The sequence below is a fragment of the Rhodopseudomonas sp. BR0M22 genome, from assembly GCF_010907035.1.
In the GTDB taxonomy this organism is placed as follows: domain Bacteria; phylum Pseudomonadota; class Alphaproteobacteria; order Rhizobiales; family Xanthobacteraceae; genus Rhodopseudomonas.
Genome location: NZ_QUMK01000070.1, coordinates 15563 through 32424, shown reverse-complemented (window position 1 = coordinate 32424; position 16862 = coordinate 15563). Strand labels below are relative to the sequence as shown.

Sequence of the window (16862 nt, the reverse complement as noted above, 5' to 3'; positions counted from 1 at the left end):
TCGGGAGCGTAAGATGTGTATAGGGGACAGCATCCGGAGCGCGTCAGCGGCCTGGTGCTCCGCGCCACCTTTCTCGGCACCCGCGCCGAGCTCGAGACGGCCTTCCTGATCAATCTGCCGCAGTTCTATCCGGCGCTGCATGAGGATTTTCTCGGCCTGCTGCCGGAGTCCGAACGCGCTGCGCCGCTCGACGCCTATTGGCGGCGGATTCTCGATCCGGACCCCACAGTCCACGCCCCTGCGGCGCGCGCCTGGGTCGAAACCGAAGGGGTGCTGTCGATGGTGACGCCCAGGCGCAGCCGTCTCGATCGCACACATCCGACCAGTCAAGGCGCGCTCCCGGTGACGCCCTATATCGAGGCGCATTACTTCGCCAACGACTGCTTCATGCGCCCCGATCAGTTGCTCGGCGAAGCCTTTAAGCTCGCCGGCATTCCCGGCGTGATCGTGCAGGGCCGCTACGATCTGCTGTGCCCGCCGGCGACTGCGCACCGGCTCGCGACATTGTGGCCGGATGCCGAGCTACGCACCATCGACGCTGCCGGCCACCTGCTCTACGACCCCGGCATCCGCGACGCGGTGATCGCCGGGATCAACGACGTCGCGGCGAAGATTGCCGGCTGAGGCTGCCAGTCAGCCGCGAAACGCCGGCACACCCGCAGGCGATCCGGTGGCGCCGCCATCGACGAAAATCTCGGCGCTCTGGATGTGGGCGGCATCGTCGGAGGCGAGAAACAGCACGGTCTTGGCGATGTGGTCCGGCTCTGCGATCCGGCCGAGCGGCGTCGCCGCCGCGATCCGTTGTTCGAGCACCGCCATCGCCTGATCGGTCGGCGCGGCGTCCTTCCAGATCGGTGTCCGCGCGCCGCCCGGCGCCACCACATTGACGCGGATGTTGCGCGGCGACAGTTCGGAAGCCATCACCCGCGCCATTCCGCGCAGCCCGGCCTTGCTCGCCGCGTAGGCCGCAAAGCCCGGATTGCCGAGCACCGAGATCACCGACCCGCTGAGAATGATCGAGGCGCCGTCGTTCAAGTACGGCAGCGCCGCCTGTACGGTGAAGAACACCGCTGTCAGATTGGTGCGGATCACCTGCTCGAACGCCGAAAGCGAGGTGCCGCCGAGCGGCGTCGAGCCTGGGATGCCGGCATTCGCGAACACGATGTCGAGCTTACCGAACCGCTCCGCCGCGCGGGCGGCCGCGTTCTCGATCGCGGCGATGTCGGTGACATCGGCCTCGACCGCGAGCGCCTGCGCGCCGAGCTCGCGCGCAGCCGCATCCAGCCTCGCCCGATCACGGCCGGTGATCGTCACGCGTGCACCTTCGGTCACAAACAGCTTGGCGGTCGCAAGACCGATGCCGCTGTTGCCGCCGGTGATCAAGGCCGTCTTGCCGCTCAGTCTCATGCCCGCCTCATCTGGTTGCATTTTTAAACTGATTGGCATCTATGCCGGTTAGTTTTATAATGCAACCACACAACAGCGTGATCGGGACGCCCTCATCATGGTGAAGCGAACCAGCTTCGAGAACGACGCCTGCCCGGTGGCGCGCGCACTGGACGCGATCGGCGACTGGTGGTCGCTGCTGATCATTCGCGAGGCGCTGTTCGGCGTGCGGCGTTTCAACGAATTCCAGGCGCGACTCGGCCTCGCCAAGAACATCCTGTCGGTGCGGCTGCGCGCGCTGGTCGAGCACGGCATCCTGGAGCTGGCGCCGGCATCGGACGGCAGCGCGTATCACGAATATGTGCTCACCCCGAAAGGCCGTGGCGTGTTTCCGGTGCTGGTCGCGCTCAGGCAGTGGAGCGAAGAGTTCGACGCCCATCCCGACGACATCGCCACCGTCCTCGTCGACGTCGAGCACGGCCGGCCGGTGAAGAAGCTCGAGCTTCACGCCGAGGACGGCCGCCTGCTTGCGCTCCACCAGACAACGTTGAAGCCGCGCGACGCCGTCAAGCCAGGCAAACGGCGCAGGCTCGCCCAATAGCAACTCGAAGGAATTTGCGATGCCGATCGCCGGACAAGGAATGCTGCTGACCTCGATGGACATCGCACACGAGGACGAGGCCGATTTCAATCGCTGGTACGACCGCGAACACATCGCCGAGCGAGTCGCGATCGATGGCTTCGTCGAGGCCCGCCGCTATGTCGCGCTCGACGCAAATCCGAAGTATCTCGGACTGTATTCGACCGAGCGATTCGAGGTGCTGAGCAGCGATGCCTACCGAACGGCGCTCGCCAATCAGACCGAATGGTCGAAGCGCAACATCGCCAAGTTCAAGAACATGATCCGCGGCGTGGCGCGGATCACGCTGAGCCGTGGCCAGGGCCGCGGCGCGGTGCTCGGCCTGATCCGCATCCGTCCTGCCGCCGGGCATGAGGACACCCTGCGTGCCGGACTGTCGGCCGGGCTCGATCCGCTGTCGCTCGACGGCATCGTCTCGATGCACCTGCTGGAGAACGATCCCACACTGTCGAAGCCACTGACCGATCCGCCCGGTATCACCAGCCCGGGCGCATCCGACTGGTTCGTGCTGATCGACGGCACTGGCGCCGAGGCTGTGAAAGCGGCCCTTGCCGGCCGGTTCGAATCTGCGATTGCCGCCGCCGGCGCCGAGCTGATCGCCGCGGGGACTTACGCGCTGCTGTGGGATTTGGCGAAGGCTGATCTAAACAAGCCTGATGTCGAGCAAGCTGACCTGCGCGGCTGAGCGCGCTCCGTCTCAAGCCACCTGACGCGGCAAACGCCGCGAGCGAACCATCGCGACAGTCTCGCAGCGAAAACCTTCGAACACTGTCACGAATGATTGAAGGCGGCGTTGGGATGACCAGCCGCGACCGCAGCTTCATCGCTGGCGGCAGCGCCCTCTGATACCCCTCCAGGAGCCGGAGCGAACGGCCATCGCCGGCTGCAGCGCGCGCTCGGCAGCGACGCAGCGGGACACTTTTTGATGAGACGCCTCTGCCCCATGACATGCCGGCATCACAACCCTGCGATAGTCTGCAACGAGGGAACCGTTTTCCGGTTCAAACGTCATCTTCGCATTGGGCGGTAATTGGCCGGCGTGCAAGGCGTCGGTCAGGACGAGTTGACAAGCCTCAATCCGCGGACGGAAATGCGTTCGAGGCCGTCATCGCACCGAACAAGCAGACAAGGCACCATGAATCCCGTCAAAGCGCTCGAAAAAAACGGCCAGTCAATCTGGCTCGACTTCCTGGCCCGCGGCTTTATCGCCAAGGGAGATCTGAAGAACCTGATCGAGACCGACGGGGTGAAGGGGGTCACGTCCAACCCTTCGATCTTCGAAAAAGCGATCGGCTCCAGTAACGAATACGATGGCGCGATCGCCGAGGCGTTGAAACAAGGCGACCGTTCGGTCGGAGAACTGTACGAAACGGTCGCGGTCGAAGACATTCAGCACGCCGCCGACGTGCTGCGCCCGGTTTACGACAAGCTGAAGCGCCGCGACGGCTTCGTCAGTCTCGAAGTGTCTCCCTATCTGGCGCTCGACACCAAGGGCACGCTGGCGGAAGCCGAGCGGCTGTGGAGCGCGGTCAGCCGCGAAAACCTGATGATCAAGGTGCCGGCGACCCGCGAGGGATTGCCGGCGATCAAGCAGCTCATCTCCAAGGGGATCAGCGTCAACGTCACGCTGCTGTTCTCGCAGAAAGTCTACAATCAGGTCGCCGAGGCCTACCTGTCCGGCCTCGAGGCGCTGATCGCGTCCGGTGGCGATCCGGCGCACGTCGCCAGCGTGGCCAGCTTCTTCATCAGCCGGATCGACACCGCGGTCGACGCGGCGCTCGACGACAAGATCGCCAACGCCAGCGATCCGGACGAGAAGGCGCGGCTAGAAGAGCTGAAGGGCAAGGTTGCGATCGCCAACGCCAAGCTCGCTTATCAGGACTACAAGCGGCTGTTCAGCGGCGACCGTTGGGCCAAGCTGGAAGCCTGCGGGGCCAAGCCGCAGCGCCTGCTGTGGGCTTCGACCGGCACCAAGAACAAGGCTTACAGCGACGTGCTGTACATCGAGGAGCTGATCGGCCCCGACACCGTCAACACCGTGCCGCCCGCGACGCTCGACGCGTTCCGCGACCATGGCAAGCCACGCGACAGTCTGGAAAAGGACATCGACGAGGCGCAGGCCGTGCTGAAGGGCCTCGACGGCTCCGGCATTTCGCTCGATGCGATCACCGACAAACTCGTTACCGAGGGCGTGCAGTTGTTCGCCGACGCCTTCGACAAGCTGCTCGGGGCCGTCGCCTTCAAGCGCGAGACAGTGCTCGGCGGTGCGGTGGGCAAGCAGACGTTGGCGCTGCCCGGCGATCTCGCCGGCAAGGTCAAGGAGTCCGCCGAGGCGTGGCGTAGCGCCGGGAAGATCCGCAAGCTCTGGGGACGCGACAAGACGGTTTGGACCGGCCGCGATGAAGACAAATGGCTGGGCTGGCTGAGTGCTGCGTCGGCCGCCAAGGCCAAACTCGCGGACTATCAGGATTTCGCCAAGTGGGTGAAGAGCCAGGGGTTCACCGATGCGGTGGTGCTCGGTATGGGCGGCTCCAGCCTCGGCCCCGAAGTCATCGCCGAGACCTTCGCGAAGCAGGACGGCTTCCCCAGGCTGCACGTCCTCGACTCCACCGATCCGGCGCAGGTACGGTCCCTCGAAGCCAGCGTCAAGCTGGCCTCGACGCTGTTCATCGTATCGTCGAAGTCCGGCGGCACCACCGAGCCGAATGTGATGAAGGCGTATTTCTACGCGCGCGTCGGCGAAGCGGTCGGTGCCGATCACGCCGGCCGGCACTTCGTCGCGGTCACCGACCCCGGCTCGTCGATGGACAAGGTCGCGACCGAGCAGAAGTTCGCCAAGATCTTCTACGGCGATCCGACGATCGGCGGGCGCTACTCGGTGCTGTCGCCGTTCGGCCTGGTGCCGGCCGCGGCGGCCGGGCTCGATCTTGCCGCGCTGGTGAAGGCGACGCTGAGCATGGTCCGCTCCTGCGGTCCCAATGTGCCGCCGCAGCAGAACCCCGGTGTGCAGTTAGGCTTGGTCATGGGCTGCGCCGGACTCGCGGGCCGCGACAAGGTGACGATCACGTCGTCGAAGGCGATCGCCGATTTCGGCGCCTGGGCCGAACAACTGATCGCCGAGTCGACCGGCAAGGAAGGCAAGGGCCTGATTCCGATCGACGGCGAGCCGCTGGCCGATCCGTCCGCCTACGGCAACGACCGGCTGTTCATCGATCTGCGCACCGAGCCCGAAACCGATGCAGCGCACGAGTCGAAACTCGCGGCGCTGGAAGCCACCGGCCATCCGGTGGTTCGGATCGTGCTGCAATCGCCGGAGGCGATCGGCCAGGAGTTCTTCCGCTTCGAACTCGCGACCGCCGTCGCCGGTGCGGTGCTCGGCATCAACCCGTTCGATCAGCCCGATGTCGAAAGCGCCAAGATCAAGACCCGCGAACTGACGGCGGCGTTCGAGAAGTCGGGCGCGCTGCCGGAAGAGACTGCCGCGCTGTCGACCGCCGAGGTCGATCTCTACACCGACGCCGCCAACGCCACTGCGCTGCGCAAGGCAGGCGCCGACAGCACGCTCGGCTCGTGGCTGAAAGCACATTTGTCGCGCGTTCACGGCGGCGATTACGTCGCCCTGCTGGCCTACATCGAACGCAACGCCGCCCACATCGAGGCGCTGCAGGCGATGCGGCTGCAGATCCGCGATCGGCTCCGGGTCGCGACCTGCGCCGAGTTCGGCCCGCGTTTCCTTCACTCGACCGGTCAGGCCTACAAGGGCGGCCCGGACAGCGGCGTGTTCCTGCAGATCACCGCCGACGATGCGTCCGATCTGCCGGTGCCCGGCCAGAGCGCCAGCTTCGGCATCATCAAAGCGGCGCAGGCACGCGGCGATTTCGACGTCCTCACCGAACGCGGCCGCCGCGCCTTGCGGATTCACCTCAAGGGCGATCTCGCCGCCGGGCTGAAGATGCTCGGCGATGCGATCAAACAAGCATTGGAGTGAGACGACATCTCCACGTCACTGCGAGCGAAGCGAAGCAATCCACACTTCGAGTGAAGCACTGGATTGCTTCGTCGCTTCGCTCCTCGCAATGACCGAGAGACCGAGGAGTAACTAACCGACCTTGGGACTGTGCCAACGCGCACAGTCCAGAAAGAATCACGGAGACTTGCGCATGCAGATCGGCATGATCGGCCTAGGCCGGATGGGCGGCAACATCGTCCGGCGATTGATGAAGGATGGCCATCATGCCGTGGTCTACGACCGCGACCCGAAAGCGATCGAAGCGCTGACCCGCGAAGGCGCGACCGGCGCCAGCGGGCTCGACGATCTGGTGCACAAGCTCGACGCCCCTCGCGCAGTCTGGGTGATGCTGCCCGCGGGCCACATCACCGAAACCACCATCGAACAGCTCGGCCAGCTGCTCGCTGCCGACGACGTCGTGATCGATGGCGGCAACACCTTTTGGCAGGACGATATCCGCCGCGCCAAGACGCTCAAAGAGCGAAGCATCCATTATGTCGACGTCGGCACCTCCGGCGGCATCTGGGGCTTCGAGCGTGGCTACTGCATGATGATCGGCGGCGACAAAGCCGTCGTCGACAGGCTCGATCCGATCCTCGCCACGCTGGCGCCCGGCATCGGCGACATTCCGCGCACGCCGGGCCGCGAGAATCGCGACTCCCGCGTCGAGCGGGGCTATCTCCACGCCGGCCCGGTCGGCGCCGGTCACTTCGTCAAGATGGTCCACAACGGCATCGAGTACGGCCTGATGCAGGCCTATGCCGAGGGCTTCGACATTCTCAAGAACGCGAGCAGCGAGACTCTCCCCGAGGCGCATCGCTTCGACCTCGACATCGCCGACATCGCCGAGGTCTGGCGCCGCGGCAGCGTGATCCCGTCCTGGCTGCTCGATCTCACCGCGACCGCGCTGGCCAAGAACGATCAGCTCGACAATTACTCCGGCTTTGTCGAGGATTCCGGCGAAGGCCGCTGGACCATCAATGCGGCGATCGAAGAAGCAGTGCCGGCCGAAGTCCTCACTGCGGCGCTGTATGCCCGTTTCCGCTCGCGCCGTGACCATACGTTTGCGGAGAAGATTCTCTCGGCGATGCGGGCCGGATTCGGTGGCCACAAGGAGCCGCAACAGCATCCGGAGCCAGAGCAACAGGCCGCTCCGCAGCAGAAACTGAAACCGACATCGGAGCGCGCGTGACCACGCAAGCCACACCCAACCAGATCCCCGACGGCTGCGCGTTCGTCATCTTCGGCGCGACCGGCGATTTGACCCACCGCCTGGTGATACCGGCGCTGTACAATCTCGCCGAAGCCGGGCTTCTGCCCGAGAAATTCTGCGTCGTCGGCATCACGCGCAAGGAGATGGCGAGCGACGTTTTGCGCGAAAGCCTGATGCAGGGACTGCGCAAATACGCGACCCGCCCGGTCGACGACAAGGTCGCCGACCAGTTGCTTTACTGCGTCACCGCCGTCAACGCCGACCCGAGCGAGCCGGATTCGTTCGATCGGCTGCGCGAACGGTTGGAAAAGCTCGAGGCCAACCGCAACACCGGCGGCAACCGGCTGTTCTATCTCGCCACCCCGCCGGACGCGTTCGCGCCGATCGCGACCGAGCTCGGTCGCGCCAAGCTGCTCGAAGAGGTCAGCGGCGCGTGGCGCCGGCTGGTGGTGGAGAAGCCATTCGGCACTGACCTCGCGTCGGCCAAGGCGCTGAACGATCATCTGCTCAGCATCATCTCCGAGCACGAGCTGTACCGGATCGATCACTATCTCGGCAAAGAGACGGTGCAGAACATTCTGGTGTTGCGGTTTTCCAACGGCATGTTCGAGCCGATCTGGAATCGAGAGCACATCGATCACATCCAGATCACCGTCGAAGAAAAACTCGGCGTCGGTCATCGCGGCAGCTTCTACGACAAGACCGGCGCGCTGCGTGACATGGTGCCGAACCATCTGTTTCAATTGCTGTCGCTGGTGGCGATGGAGCCGCCGGCGCATTTCAACGCCCATGGCGTGCGGTCCGCCAAAGCCGACGTCCTCGCGGCGATCCAGCTTCAGAGCGAAGACGAAGCGCTGCGCAATTCGGTGCGCGGCCAATACACCTCCGGCAGGATCGGCGACACCGAGATTCCGGACTATCGCAGCGTCGAGGACGTCGAACCGGACAGCACCACCGAGACCTTCGCAGCGCTGAAACTGTCGATCGACAATTGGCGCTGGGCCGGCGTGCCGTTCTACCTGCGCACCGGCAAGGCGCTGTCGGGAAAGCGTACCGAGGTTGCGATCAAGTTCAAAGAAGCGCCGTTCTCGATGTTTCGTTGCACCACGGTGCAGGAATTGTCGCAAAACTATCTGGTGATCGGGATCGAGCCGGTCGAAGGCATCTCGCTGCAGTTCAACACCAAGGTGCCTGGGCCATCGATTGCGATCGAAGGCGTCGAGATGACGTTCCGCTACAAGGACCACTTCAAGGTCGCGCCGAGCAACGGCTACGAGACGCTGCTGCACGACTGCATGATCGGCGACAACATCCTGTTTCAGCGCGCCGACGGCGTCGAGGCGGGATGGCGCGCGGTCGAGCCATTTCTCAACGCCTGGAAGAAGGCCGGCGCCCACGGCCTGCAGATCTATCGCGCCGGCAGCGACGGCCCGGAAGACGCCGACGAACTGCTGTCCCGCGACGGCCGGGACTGGCGCAAGCCGGGCTAGCCGATGAGCAGCACCGATCATGGCCTCGTGGTCGCGGCTGACGCCGATGCGCAGGCGCGGCTGGCCGCACAGCGGCTGATTGCCCGGATCGACCTGAACCACGAGCGTCCGGCGATCTGCCTCACCGGCGGCTCCGGGCCGCAGCGGATGTTCGAGCTGTTGGCCGGCGAGTTCGAGTCGCGGATTCCCTGGCAGCGCGTGCATTGGTTCATCAGCGACGAGCGCTTCGTGCCGGAAAGCGATCCGCTCAGCAATATCGGCGCCGCCAGGCGTGCATTTCTCGATGGCCGCGCACCGCCGCAGAACATCCATTCAATCCCGACCGATGCGGCTTCGCCCGACGATGCGGCGCGCCGCTACGAGGCCGAGCTGAAGGCGTTCTATGGCCGCGACCAGCTCGCGCCCGAGCGTCCGTTGTTCGATCTGGTGCTCGGCGGCGTCGGGCCGGACGGTCATACGGCGTCACTGTTTCCCGGCCGGCCGCAGCTTCTAATCCAGGACCGTTGGGCAGCCGGCGTGGACACCGCACCGGTCGAACCGCTGGTGCCGCGGGTCACCCTCACCTTCCCGGCGCTCGCCTCCAGCGCCGAGATGTTGTTCCTGGCGCACGGCGCCGCCAAGCGGGACATTCTCGCCCGCGTATTCGCCGGCGAAGATCTGCCGTCGGCGCATGCCCGCTCGCAGGGCGAAACGGTGTGGCTGGTGACCCAGGATGCGCTGCCGGAGAACGCCCGTGGCGCATGAACCGATACCGCAAGCGCTGATCGTGATGGGCGTGTCCGGCTCCGGCAAAAGCACGGTCGGCGAGGCCCTCGCCCAGCGGCTCGGCTGGCGCTACGAGGACGGCGACGACTATCATCCGGCAGCCAACGTCGCCAAGATGAGCGCGGGCCACCCGCTCACCGACGACGATCGCTGGCCGTGGCTGCAGGCGATCGCCGCCGAGATCGACAGCGTCACGGCCGAGGGCGGACGCGTCGTGTTCGGCTGCTCCGCACTGAAGCGAGCCTATCGCGACGTGCTGGTGCACGGCCGCGACGACGTCCGCATCATTTATCTCGACGGCAGCCGCGAGCTAATCGGTGCCCGTATGGCGGCGCGCAAGAACCACTTCATGCCCGCCGGCCTGCTCGACAGCCAGTTCGCAACGCTGGAGCGTCCGGGGCCCGACGAACGGCCGATCGTCGCCTCGATCGACGCACCGGTCGAAGCGATCGTCGACGACATCGTTCGCCAGCTTCCGAATCCAGGCAGCGATTAATTCGATGCCGAGCACTTGAATTCGTCATTGCGCGGAGCGGAGCGACGAAGCAATCCAAAGCTCCGTGCAAGGAGCCCCAGGATTGTTTCGCTTCGCTCACAATGACGGCCTTGATAGGGAAACCGAATGACCCGCATTCAGCTCGTTGTGTCCGACGTCGACGGCACACTCGTCACGACCGACAAGCAGTTGACCGATCGCGCCCGCGAGGCGGTGAAGAGGCTCGAAGCCAGCGGCGTCGGCTTTACACTCACCTCCAGCCGGCCGCCGGTCGGGATGCGAATGTACAGCGATCCGCTCGGCATCACCCTGCCGCTCGGACCGTTCAACGGCAGTTCGATTCTCACCCCGACACTCGAGGTCATCGAACAGCATCTGATCCCGGAAAGCGCAGTCACCACCAGCATCGCGCTGTTCGAGCGCAGCGGCATCGACATCTGGCTGTTCACCAACGACAATTGGTACATCCGCCGCGACGACGGCAAATACGTGCCGCACGAGGAGCGTACCATCCAGTTTGCCCCGACCATGCTGCGGGATCTGACTCCGCTTGCCGGCAAGGCCTGCAAGATCGTCGGCGTCAGCGCCGATTTCGCGCTCCTGAAACGCTGCGAACCGGAGCTGCAGGCAGCCCTCGGCGACGGCGCGCTGGCGGTGCGGTCGCAGGACTACTACCTCGACGTCACTCCGCCCGGCCGCAGCAAAGGCACGTTCGTGCAGGCCATGGCGCAGCGGCTCGGGGTCGCCTCCGAGGCGATCGCCACCATCGGCGACATGCAGAACGACCTCCCGATGTTCGGCGTCAGCGGCCTGCCGATCGCGATGGGCAATGCCGCCGACGAGATCAAGCAGCAGGCCGCTCACGTCACCGGCCGCAACGACGACGACGGCTTCGCCGCCGCGATCGACTTCATCATGGATCGCAACGCGAAGCTCGACCGCTAACTCTGCTTCGAGCGCTGCATCGCCGGCTTTTCGGTCGAGGCCTTCGCAGCGGTGAGGTTGTTGGCGGTGTTGATCAGCGCGATGTGCGTCAGCGCCTGCGGGAAGTTGCCGGCCTGACGCCGCTCCGTGGTGTCGTACTCTTCCGCCAGCAGCCCGAGATCGTTGGCGATTCCGGCGACGCGCTCAAACAGCTCCTTGGCACGCGCAATTTCGCCGGCCAGCACATAGGCGTCGGCCAGCCACAGGCTGCAGGCGAGAAATGCCCCCTCGAGCTGCTCGGACGTGTCGGGCTGTTCGCGCGGATCGTGACGCATCACGAAGCCGTCCACCATCAGATGACGCTCGACGGCCTCGAGCGTGCCGAGAACCCGTGGGTCGCGCGGCGGCAGGAAGCCGACCGCCGGTATCAGCAAAACAGATGCGTCGAGCACCTTGGCGCCGTAGTGCTCGACGAAGGTGTTCTGCTCGGGATCAAAGCCGTTGGCGCAGACATCCGCATGGATCCGCTCGCGTACCAAGCGCCACTCCGCCAGCGGCGCCTGCAGGCCGAACTTCTCCGCGCTCTTGATGCCGCGGTCGAACGCCACCCAGGTCATCACCTTGGAGAAAACATAGTGCTGACGTGGACCGCGCAGCTCCCAGATGCCGCTGTCGGGCTGGTCCCAGATCTCCGTGAGGTGCTTGAGCACCACACATTCCAGCGCCCAGGATTCGCCGTCGAGCGCGATATCGGCGTTGCGCCACTGATGGAAAGCGTCGATCAGTTCGCCGTAGACGTCGAGCTGGAGCTGCCCATGTGCAGCGTTGCCGATCCGCACCGGCTGAGCACCCTGGTAGCCGGAGAGCCAATCGGCCTCCCACTCCAGCAGCCGGCGCTCGCCATAGATGCCGTACATGATTTGCATGTTGGCCGGATTGCCGGCCACCGCGCGCAGCAGCCAATCGTGCCAGGCGGCGGCTTCCTCGGTGTAGCCGTTGTTCATCAACGCAAACAGCGTGAAGGTGGCGTCGCGCAGCCAGCAGAACCGGTAGTCCCAATTGCGCGCGCCGCCCAGCTTCTCCGGCAGCGAGGTGGTCGGCGCCGCGACGATGCCGCCCGACGGTGCGAAGGTCAGCGCCTTCAGCGTGATCAGCGAGCGCATCACCAGCTCGCGGTATTCACCCTGATAGGTGCAGCGGCCGGACCAATCGGCCCAGAACTCTTCGGTGTCCTTGAGCGCCTGGAGAGGATCGATCTCGTTCGGCACCGGCAGATGCGACGCCCCGTAAGTCAGCACCAGCGGCACGACGTCGCCTTCGGCGACCTCGAACTCGGCGACCGTGGTCAGATCCTTGCCGCGGACCTCGACCGGCGTGTGCAGCACCACCATGTCGGGGCCGCCAATCGCCAGCAACGCTCCGTCGTCGCCACGCTTCACCCACGGTATCGCGGCTCCAAACCCGAACCGGATCACCAATTGCATTGCGACCTTGACCACGCCGCTGTCGCCGCGCACGAGGCGGACGACGTCGGAGGCCGAGCCGCGCGGCGGCATGAAGTCGATCAGCGTGATGGTGCCGCTTTCGGTCTCGAACGTCGTTTCCAGGATCAGGCTGTCGCCGCGATAGCGCCGGCTGCAGCGGATCACGGTTTCCGCCGGTGCAACCTTCCAGCGGCCATTGTCCTCGGTGCCGATCAGCGCCGCGAAGCAGGCTTCGGAATCGAACGAGGGCCAGCACAGCCATTCAATCGAGCCGTCGCGGCCGACCAGCGCAGCGGTCTCGCAATCGCCGATCAGGGCGTAGTCTTCGATCTTGCCGGCCAAGGCGTCACCCCGCGGTCCGGCGATCCGCGGTCGCCGCCAACAACGCCTGGCGGTTGATCGCGTCAGCGATGTGTTCGATCGGCTTCGGCAACCGCCGCCGCCAGTTGGGGTGCTCTGAGACGGTCCCGGGCACATTCGGCTGATCGAGCACGCCGAGCAGATCCTCCAGCGCGATCGCCAGCAGCCGCGACGGAGTCCGGGCCAGGAAGGTCAGCACCGCGTAGATGTCGTCTTGCTCGATGCCTTGATGCCGGAGCGCGTCGCCGAGCATCACCAGCGCATGGCGCCGGCTGTCGTCGCTCTCGCCGGGATCGACACCGATCGAGCGCTTCATCTGCAGATCGGTCGAGGCGCGCCAGCCCGAATAGGTCGCCAGATCGTGGGTGTTGAACGTGACCAGCGCGTTCGGCAGATAATGATCGAGCCCGAAGAACCAGCCCTGGTGGAAATCGCGCTCGAACATCATCACCCGGTACGACCAGATCCCCCAGGCGGCGAGCCGGTCACGGAATCCGTCGGGCACAGTCCCGAGATCTTCGCCGATCACCACGCAGCGATGATCGACGCTTTCCTGCGCCGTGACGGCGAGCAGCGCTTCGAACGGCATCTGCACGTAGACGCCCTGATGCGCGGCGAAGCCGTGCGGCACCAGATACAGCCGGTTGAGCCCGAGCACATGATCGAGCCGGATCGCGCCGGCATAGCGCATCGAAGCGCGCAGCATCTCGCGATACGCCGCAAAGCCGGTCAGCTCCAGCCCCGGCGCGTTGAAGCCGGCGAGCCCCCAGTTCTGCCCCGCGGTGTTGAGCGAATCCGGCGGAGCACCGACCGAGAGCAGCCGCGAGATCGCAGTCTGTTCGTTCCAGGCGTCGAAGCCATCGCTCTGCACCCCGACCGCGACATCGAGATACAATCCGACGCTCATGCCGCGCTCGGCGGCGCGGTCGCGGCAGCCACGGAGCTGATCGTCGGCACACCATTGGGTGAACTCGACGAATTCGACTTCCGCAGCATCGCCCCCCGCCCGCAGCTCGGCGCAACGCGCATCGTCGGGTCGACGCCACTCCTCCAGCCACTCCCACCACGGGCTGCCGAATTTGTGCCGCAGCACTTCGAAGCACGCGAACCGTGTCAGCAGCGCCCCGCGTTCGTTGCGGAACGCATCGAACGCCTCGCGGCGTCCGGGCCCGGGTGACGTTCGGAATCTGTCGAAGGCGGCGCGCAAGGCGCGCCACTTCGCCGCAGCCACGACCTGATAGTCGATCAGTTTGCCGTCACGCAGCGCCGCGATGTCGACACCCGGCAGATCGGCAAGCGAGAACTCCGGCAACTTCTCGACATCGACATAGAGCGGATTGAGAAACATCCGGCTGTTCGGCGAATACGGACTACAGTCGCCGGGCCGGTCGTCGAACAGCGCGTGCAGCGGGTTGAGGCCGATGCCGCCAGCGCCGAGCGTGGCCGCAAGATCGATCAGGTTTGCCAGATCGGTAAAATCACCGATGCCCCAGTTGCGTTCGGATCGCAGACTGTAAAGCTGCACCGCGATCAACCACGCGCGGTCGAATTCGCCGCCGAAGGCACGCGGCGGCGCCACCAGAAGCGGCAGCTCCTCATTGTGGCCGGAAGCGTCGCCGAGCTGCAGGCGGTATGTACCGGACGGCAGATCCTGCGGCCATGTCACCATCCGCTCGCCGGCAACGCCTTCAGCGAGCGTCGCCGCATCGCCGACGATACGCCAGCGTACCGGCAACGCCGCCTGCGCGCTCAGTTCGGAACGGCTTTGTTCGCCTTGCCGGATCACCACGATCCGGTCGAGCAGCGGATGCGCGGCCGGCTGCGGCATCGCATCGATGATCAGCCCCAATGCTTCGGGCGGAGTAACGTGTCGACTTCCTTGACCGTCGAAAAATTCGGTCTGGATGCCGAGTTCGGCAGCTTTACTGAGGAGATCCATTAAGCACGCTGTCTAGACGCCGCGCGGGTGCGCCGCGATTCCGCCTGTCCCAGGATAGTCATATCGAACGCAATTGCGTAGGGTGAGTTCCATTGGAACCAGGGAGGTCCGGAAGCTTTGTAACCGAGAACCGCCCGGTTCACTACGGGACGAGAGTCCTAGATCGTGGCATACCTCACTCAATCGAACGTGAGTTACTGTGAACAAGCCGACACAAGCGCTTCAGAGCGCCGCTCAGGGCGGCGCGTTTCACATTGAAGACATCTATCCGCTGATCGACGGTGGGCGTTTCCCGGTCAAACGTATCGTCGGCGAGCCGATCGAAGTGTGGGCGGATATCTACCGCGACGGCCACGAGGTCATTGCCGCCGCCCTGCTCTGGCGCCGCGAACAGGACGATGCCTGGCAGCGCGTTCCGATGGTGCATGCCGTCAACGATCGCTGGTCGGCGACGTTCACGCCGCAGCAGATCGGACGTCACGTCTATGTCATCGAAGCCTGGACCGACGAATTCGCCACCTGGCGCCACGGCGCCGAACTCAAGCTGAAGGCCGGACAGGATCTGTCTCTGGATGCGTTGGAAGGCGCCGGTCTTCTGACCAAGGCCCAATCCGAAGACACCGAGGTGCTGCGGTCGATCCAGCAGCGCTGCGAGGAATATCTGCGGACCGGCGAGATCGCCCCCCTGCTCGCCCCTGAGCTGCTCGAGGCGATGGCGGGCAGCCAGGCGCGACCCGACCTCACCCGGACCGAGACGCTGCCGCTGATGATCGACCGGCCGCGGGCCCGCTACAGTACGTGGTACGAAATGGTGCCGCGCAGCCAGGGCACCGAACCCGGCCGCCACGGCACGTTTCGCGACTGCATTGCTCGGCTGCCCGACGTCGCCGCAATGGGCTTCGACGTGGTGTACTTCACGCCCATTCACCCGATCGGCCACACCAACCGCAAGGGGCGCAACAATTCGCTCAAGGCCGAACCCGGTGATCCCGGCAGCCCTTACGCGATCGGCGCCGAACACGGTGGCCACGACGCTGTGCATCCAGAGCTCGGCACGCTCGACGACTTCCGTGCTTTCGTCGCCGCCTGCGAAGTGGTCGGACTCGAGGTCGCGCTCGACATCGCCGTGCAATGCTCGCCGGACCATCCGTGGCTGAAGCAGCATCCGGACTGGTTCAAGCGCCGCCCCGACGGCTCGATGAAATACGCCGAGAATCCGCCGAAGAAATACGAGGACATCGTCAATCCCGACTTCTCCTGCGAGGACGCCGGCGCGCTGTGGAATGCACTGCGCGACGTCATCCTGTTCTGGGCCGATCAGGGCGTGAAAATCTTCCGCATCGACAATCCCCACACCAAGCCGCTGCGGTTCTGGGAATGGCTGATCCGTGAAGTGCAGCTCCGTCATCCCGACGTGATCTTCCTCGCCGAAGCCTTCACCCGGCCGAAGCTGATGAAGGGGCTGGCCAAGCTCGGCTTCACCCAGTCCTACACCTACTTCACCTGGCGTACCCAGAAGTGGGAGATCGAGCAGTATCTGACCGAACTGGCCGGCTATCCGGAACGCGATTTCTATCGTCCGAACTTCTTCACCAACACGCCGGACATCCTGCCCTACCACCTGCAGGGCGGCGAGCCGTGGATGTTCAAATCACGCCTCGTTCTCGCCGCAACGCTGTCATCGACCTATGGCATCTACAACGGCTTCGAGCTGCTCGAACACGAGCCGATCCCCGGTAAGGAGGAATATCTCGATTCCGAAAAGTACGAGATCAAGGTGCGCGACTGGGACAAGCCCGGCAACATCAAGCCCTATATCCGCGACATCAACCGTATTCGCAGCAGCAACCCAGCGCTGCAACAGATCGCCAATATCCGCTTTCTCGCGGTGCAGGACCCGAACGTGACCGGCTTCGTCAAGACGTCCGTCGACGGCAGCAACGCGGTCGCCGTAGCGATCGCGCTCAGCAGCGACTACCACGAGTTCTGGCTGCCGCTCGGCGACGTCCAGATCGAGGTCGCCGGCGAGCGGCGGCCTGTCGTCGCCGTCGAGAACCTGCTGACCGGTGAACGTCACGCGCTGGATTGGGGCGGGATCAACCTGCGGATCGATCCGCATCGCGACCCGGCGCTGCTGTTCCGTTGCCTGGCTTGAG

12 protein-coding genes and 1 pseudogene are annotated in these 16862 nt (G+C 65.1%); 10 read left to right on the top strand and 3 right to left on the bottom strand.

Going from position 1 to position 16862, the window contains the following annotated elements; translation table 11 throughout:
• Positions 1-18: 18 nt before the first annotated feature.
• A pseudogene (locus tag DY468_RS20065) lies at positions 19-624 on the top strand (alpha/beta fold hydrolase); the annotation flags it as partial.
• A gap of 9 nt (positions 625-633) precedes the next feature.
• Here the strand turns inward: DY468_RS20065 and DY468_RS20060 are convergent.
• Positions 634-1407 (bottom strand): SDR family NAD(P)-dependent oxidoreductase, encoded by a 774-nt coding sequence (locus DY468_RS20060; protein WP_164606683.1) that lies wholly within the window; start codon positions 1405-1407, stop codon positions 634-636.
• Positions 1408-1504: 97 nt separating this feature from the next.
• Between DY468_RS20060 and DY468_RS20055 the strand changes: the two genes are divergently transcribed.
• The 8 genes from DY468_RS20055 (at position 1505) to DY468_RS20020 (ending at position 10944) form a co-directional block, all read left to right on the top strand.
• The gene (locus tag DY468_RS20055) at positions 1505-1987 is read left to right on the top strand and encodes a winged helix-turn-helix transcriptional regulator (protein ID WP_164606681.1); all 483 of its coding nucleotides are present in this window, start codon (positions 1505-1507) and stop codon (positions 1985-1987) included.
• 19 nt (positions 1988-2006) lie between these two features.
• Complete coding sequence (locus DY468_RS20050) at positions 2007-2711, top strand: DUF4286 family protein (protein ID WP_164606679.1); 705 nt, start codon at positions 2007-2009, stop codon at positions 2709-2711.
• A gap of 450 nt (positions 2712-3161) precedes the next feature.
• The gene (locus DY468_RS20045) at positions 3162-6014 is read left to right on the top strand and encodes a bifunctional transaldolase/phosoglucose isomerase (RefSeq protein WP_164606677.1); all 2853 of its coding nucleotides are present in this window, start codon (positions 3162-3164) and stop codon (positions 6012-6014) included.
• Between the two features lie 172 nt (positions 6015-6186).
• Positions 6187-7227 (top strand): phosphogluconate dehydrogenase (NAD(+)-dependent, decarboxylating), encoded by a 1041-nt coding sequence (gene gnd, locus DY468_RS20040; RefSeq protein ID WP_164606675.1) that lies wholly within the window; start codon positions 6187-6189, stop codon positions 7225-7227.
• Entirely contained in the window at positions 7224-8738 is a 1515-nt protein-coding gene (gene zwf, locus DY468_RS20035) for a glucose-6-phosphate dehydrogenase (protein ID WP_164606674.1), read from the top strand. Before gnd ends, zwf begins: the two co-directional genes overlap by 4 nt.
• Positions 8739-8741: 3 nt before the next feature.
• Positions 8742-9482 (top strand): 6-phosphogluconolactonase, encoded by a 741-nt coding sequence (gene pgl, locus DY468_RS20030; protein WP_164606672.1) that lies wholly within the window; start codon positions 8742-8744, stop codon positions 9480-9482.
• Entirely contained in the window at positions 9451-9999 is a 549-nt protein-coding gene (locus DY468_RS20025; RefSeq protein WP_164606669.1) for a gluconokinase, read from the top strand. The genes pgl and DY468_RS20025 overlap by 32 nt, the downstream gene beginning before the upstream one ends.
• 126 nt (positions 10000-10125) lie before the next feature.
• On the top strand, positions 10126-10944 hold the full coding sequence (locus DY468_RS20020) for a Cof-type HAD-IIB family hydrolase (protein WP_164606667.1): 819 nt from the start codon (positions 10126-10128) through the stop codon (positions 10942-10944).
• Here DY468_RS20020 and DY468_RS20015 read toward each other — a convergent pair.
• Complete coding sequence (locus tag DY468_RS20015; RefSeq protein ID WP_164606665.1) at positions 10941-12749, bottom strand: glycoside hydrolase family 15 protein; 1809 nt, start codon at positions 12747-12749, stop codon at positions 10941-10943. The two genes, DY468_RS20020 and DY468_RS20015, sit on opposite strands and share 4 nt — an antisense overlap.
• 4 nt (positions 12750-12753) lie before the next feature.
• Positions 12754-14706 (bottom strand): 4-alpha-glucanotransferase, encoded by a 1953-nt coding sequence (gene malQ, locus DY468_RS20010; RefSeq protein WP_164606663.1) that lies wholly within the window; start codon positions 14704-14706, stop codon positions 12754-12756.
• 199 nt (positions 14707-14905) lie between these two features.
• On the opposite strand from malQ, the gene DY468_RS20005 reads away from it, so the two are divergent.
• A complete protein-coding gene (locus tag DY468_RS20005) occupies positions 14906-16861 on the top strand; it encodes an alpha-1,4-glucan--maltose-1-phosphate maltosyltransferase (protein WP_164606661.1) in 1956 nt (651 codons plus the stop codon).
• The last annotated feature ends 1 nt before the right edge of the window (position 16862 follow it).

Excerpts from the sequence above, each read along its gene's own strand:
- DY468_RS20060 (WP_164606683.1), bottom strand. The coding sequence starts at position 1,407 with ATGAGACTGAGCGGCAAGACGGCCTTGATCACCGGCGGCAACAGCGGC.
- DY468_RS20055 (WP_164606681.1), top strand. The coding sequence starts at position 1,505 with ATGGTGAAGCGAACCAGCTTCGAGAACGACGCCTGCCCGGTGGCGCGC.
- DY468_RS20050 (WP_164606679.1), top strand. The coding sequence starts at position 2,007 with ATGCCGATCGCCGGACAAGGAATGCTGCTGACCTCGATGGACATCGCA.
- DY468_RS20045 (WP_164606677.1), top strand. The coding sequence starts at position 3,162 with ATGAATCCCGTCAAAGCGCTCGAAAAAAACGGCCAGTCAATCTGGCTC.
- gnd (WP_164606675.1), top strand. The coding sequence starts at position 6,187 with ATGCAGATCGGCATGATCGGCCTAGGCCGGATGGGCGGCAACATCGTC.
- pgl (WP_164606672.1), top strand. The coding sequence starts at position 8,742 with ATGAGCAGCACCGATCATGGCCTCGTGGTCGCGGCTGACGCCGATGCG.
- DY468_RS20025 (WP_164606669.1), top strand. The coding sequence starts at position 9,451 with ATGCGCTGCCGGAGAACGCCCGTGGCGCATGAACCGATACCGCAAGCG.
- DY468_RS20020 (WP_164606667.1), top strand. The coding sequence starts at position 10,126 with ATGACCCGCATTCAGCTCGTTGTGTCCGACGTCGACGGCACACTCGTC.
- malQ (WP_164606663.1), bottom strand. The coding sequence starts at position 14,706 with ATGGATCTCCTCAGTAAAGCTGCCGAACTCGGCATCCAGACCGAATTT.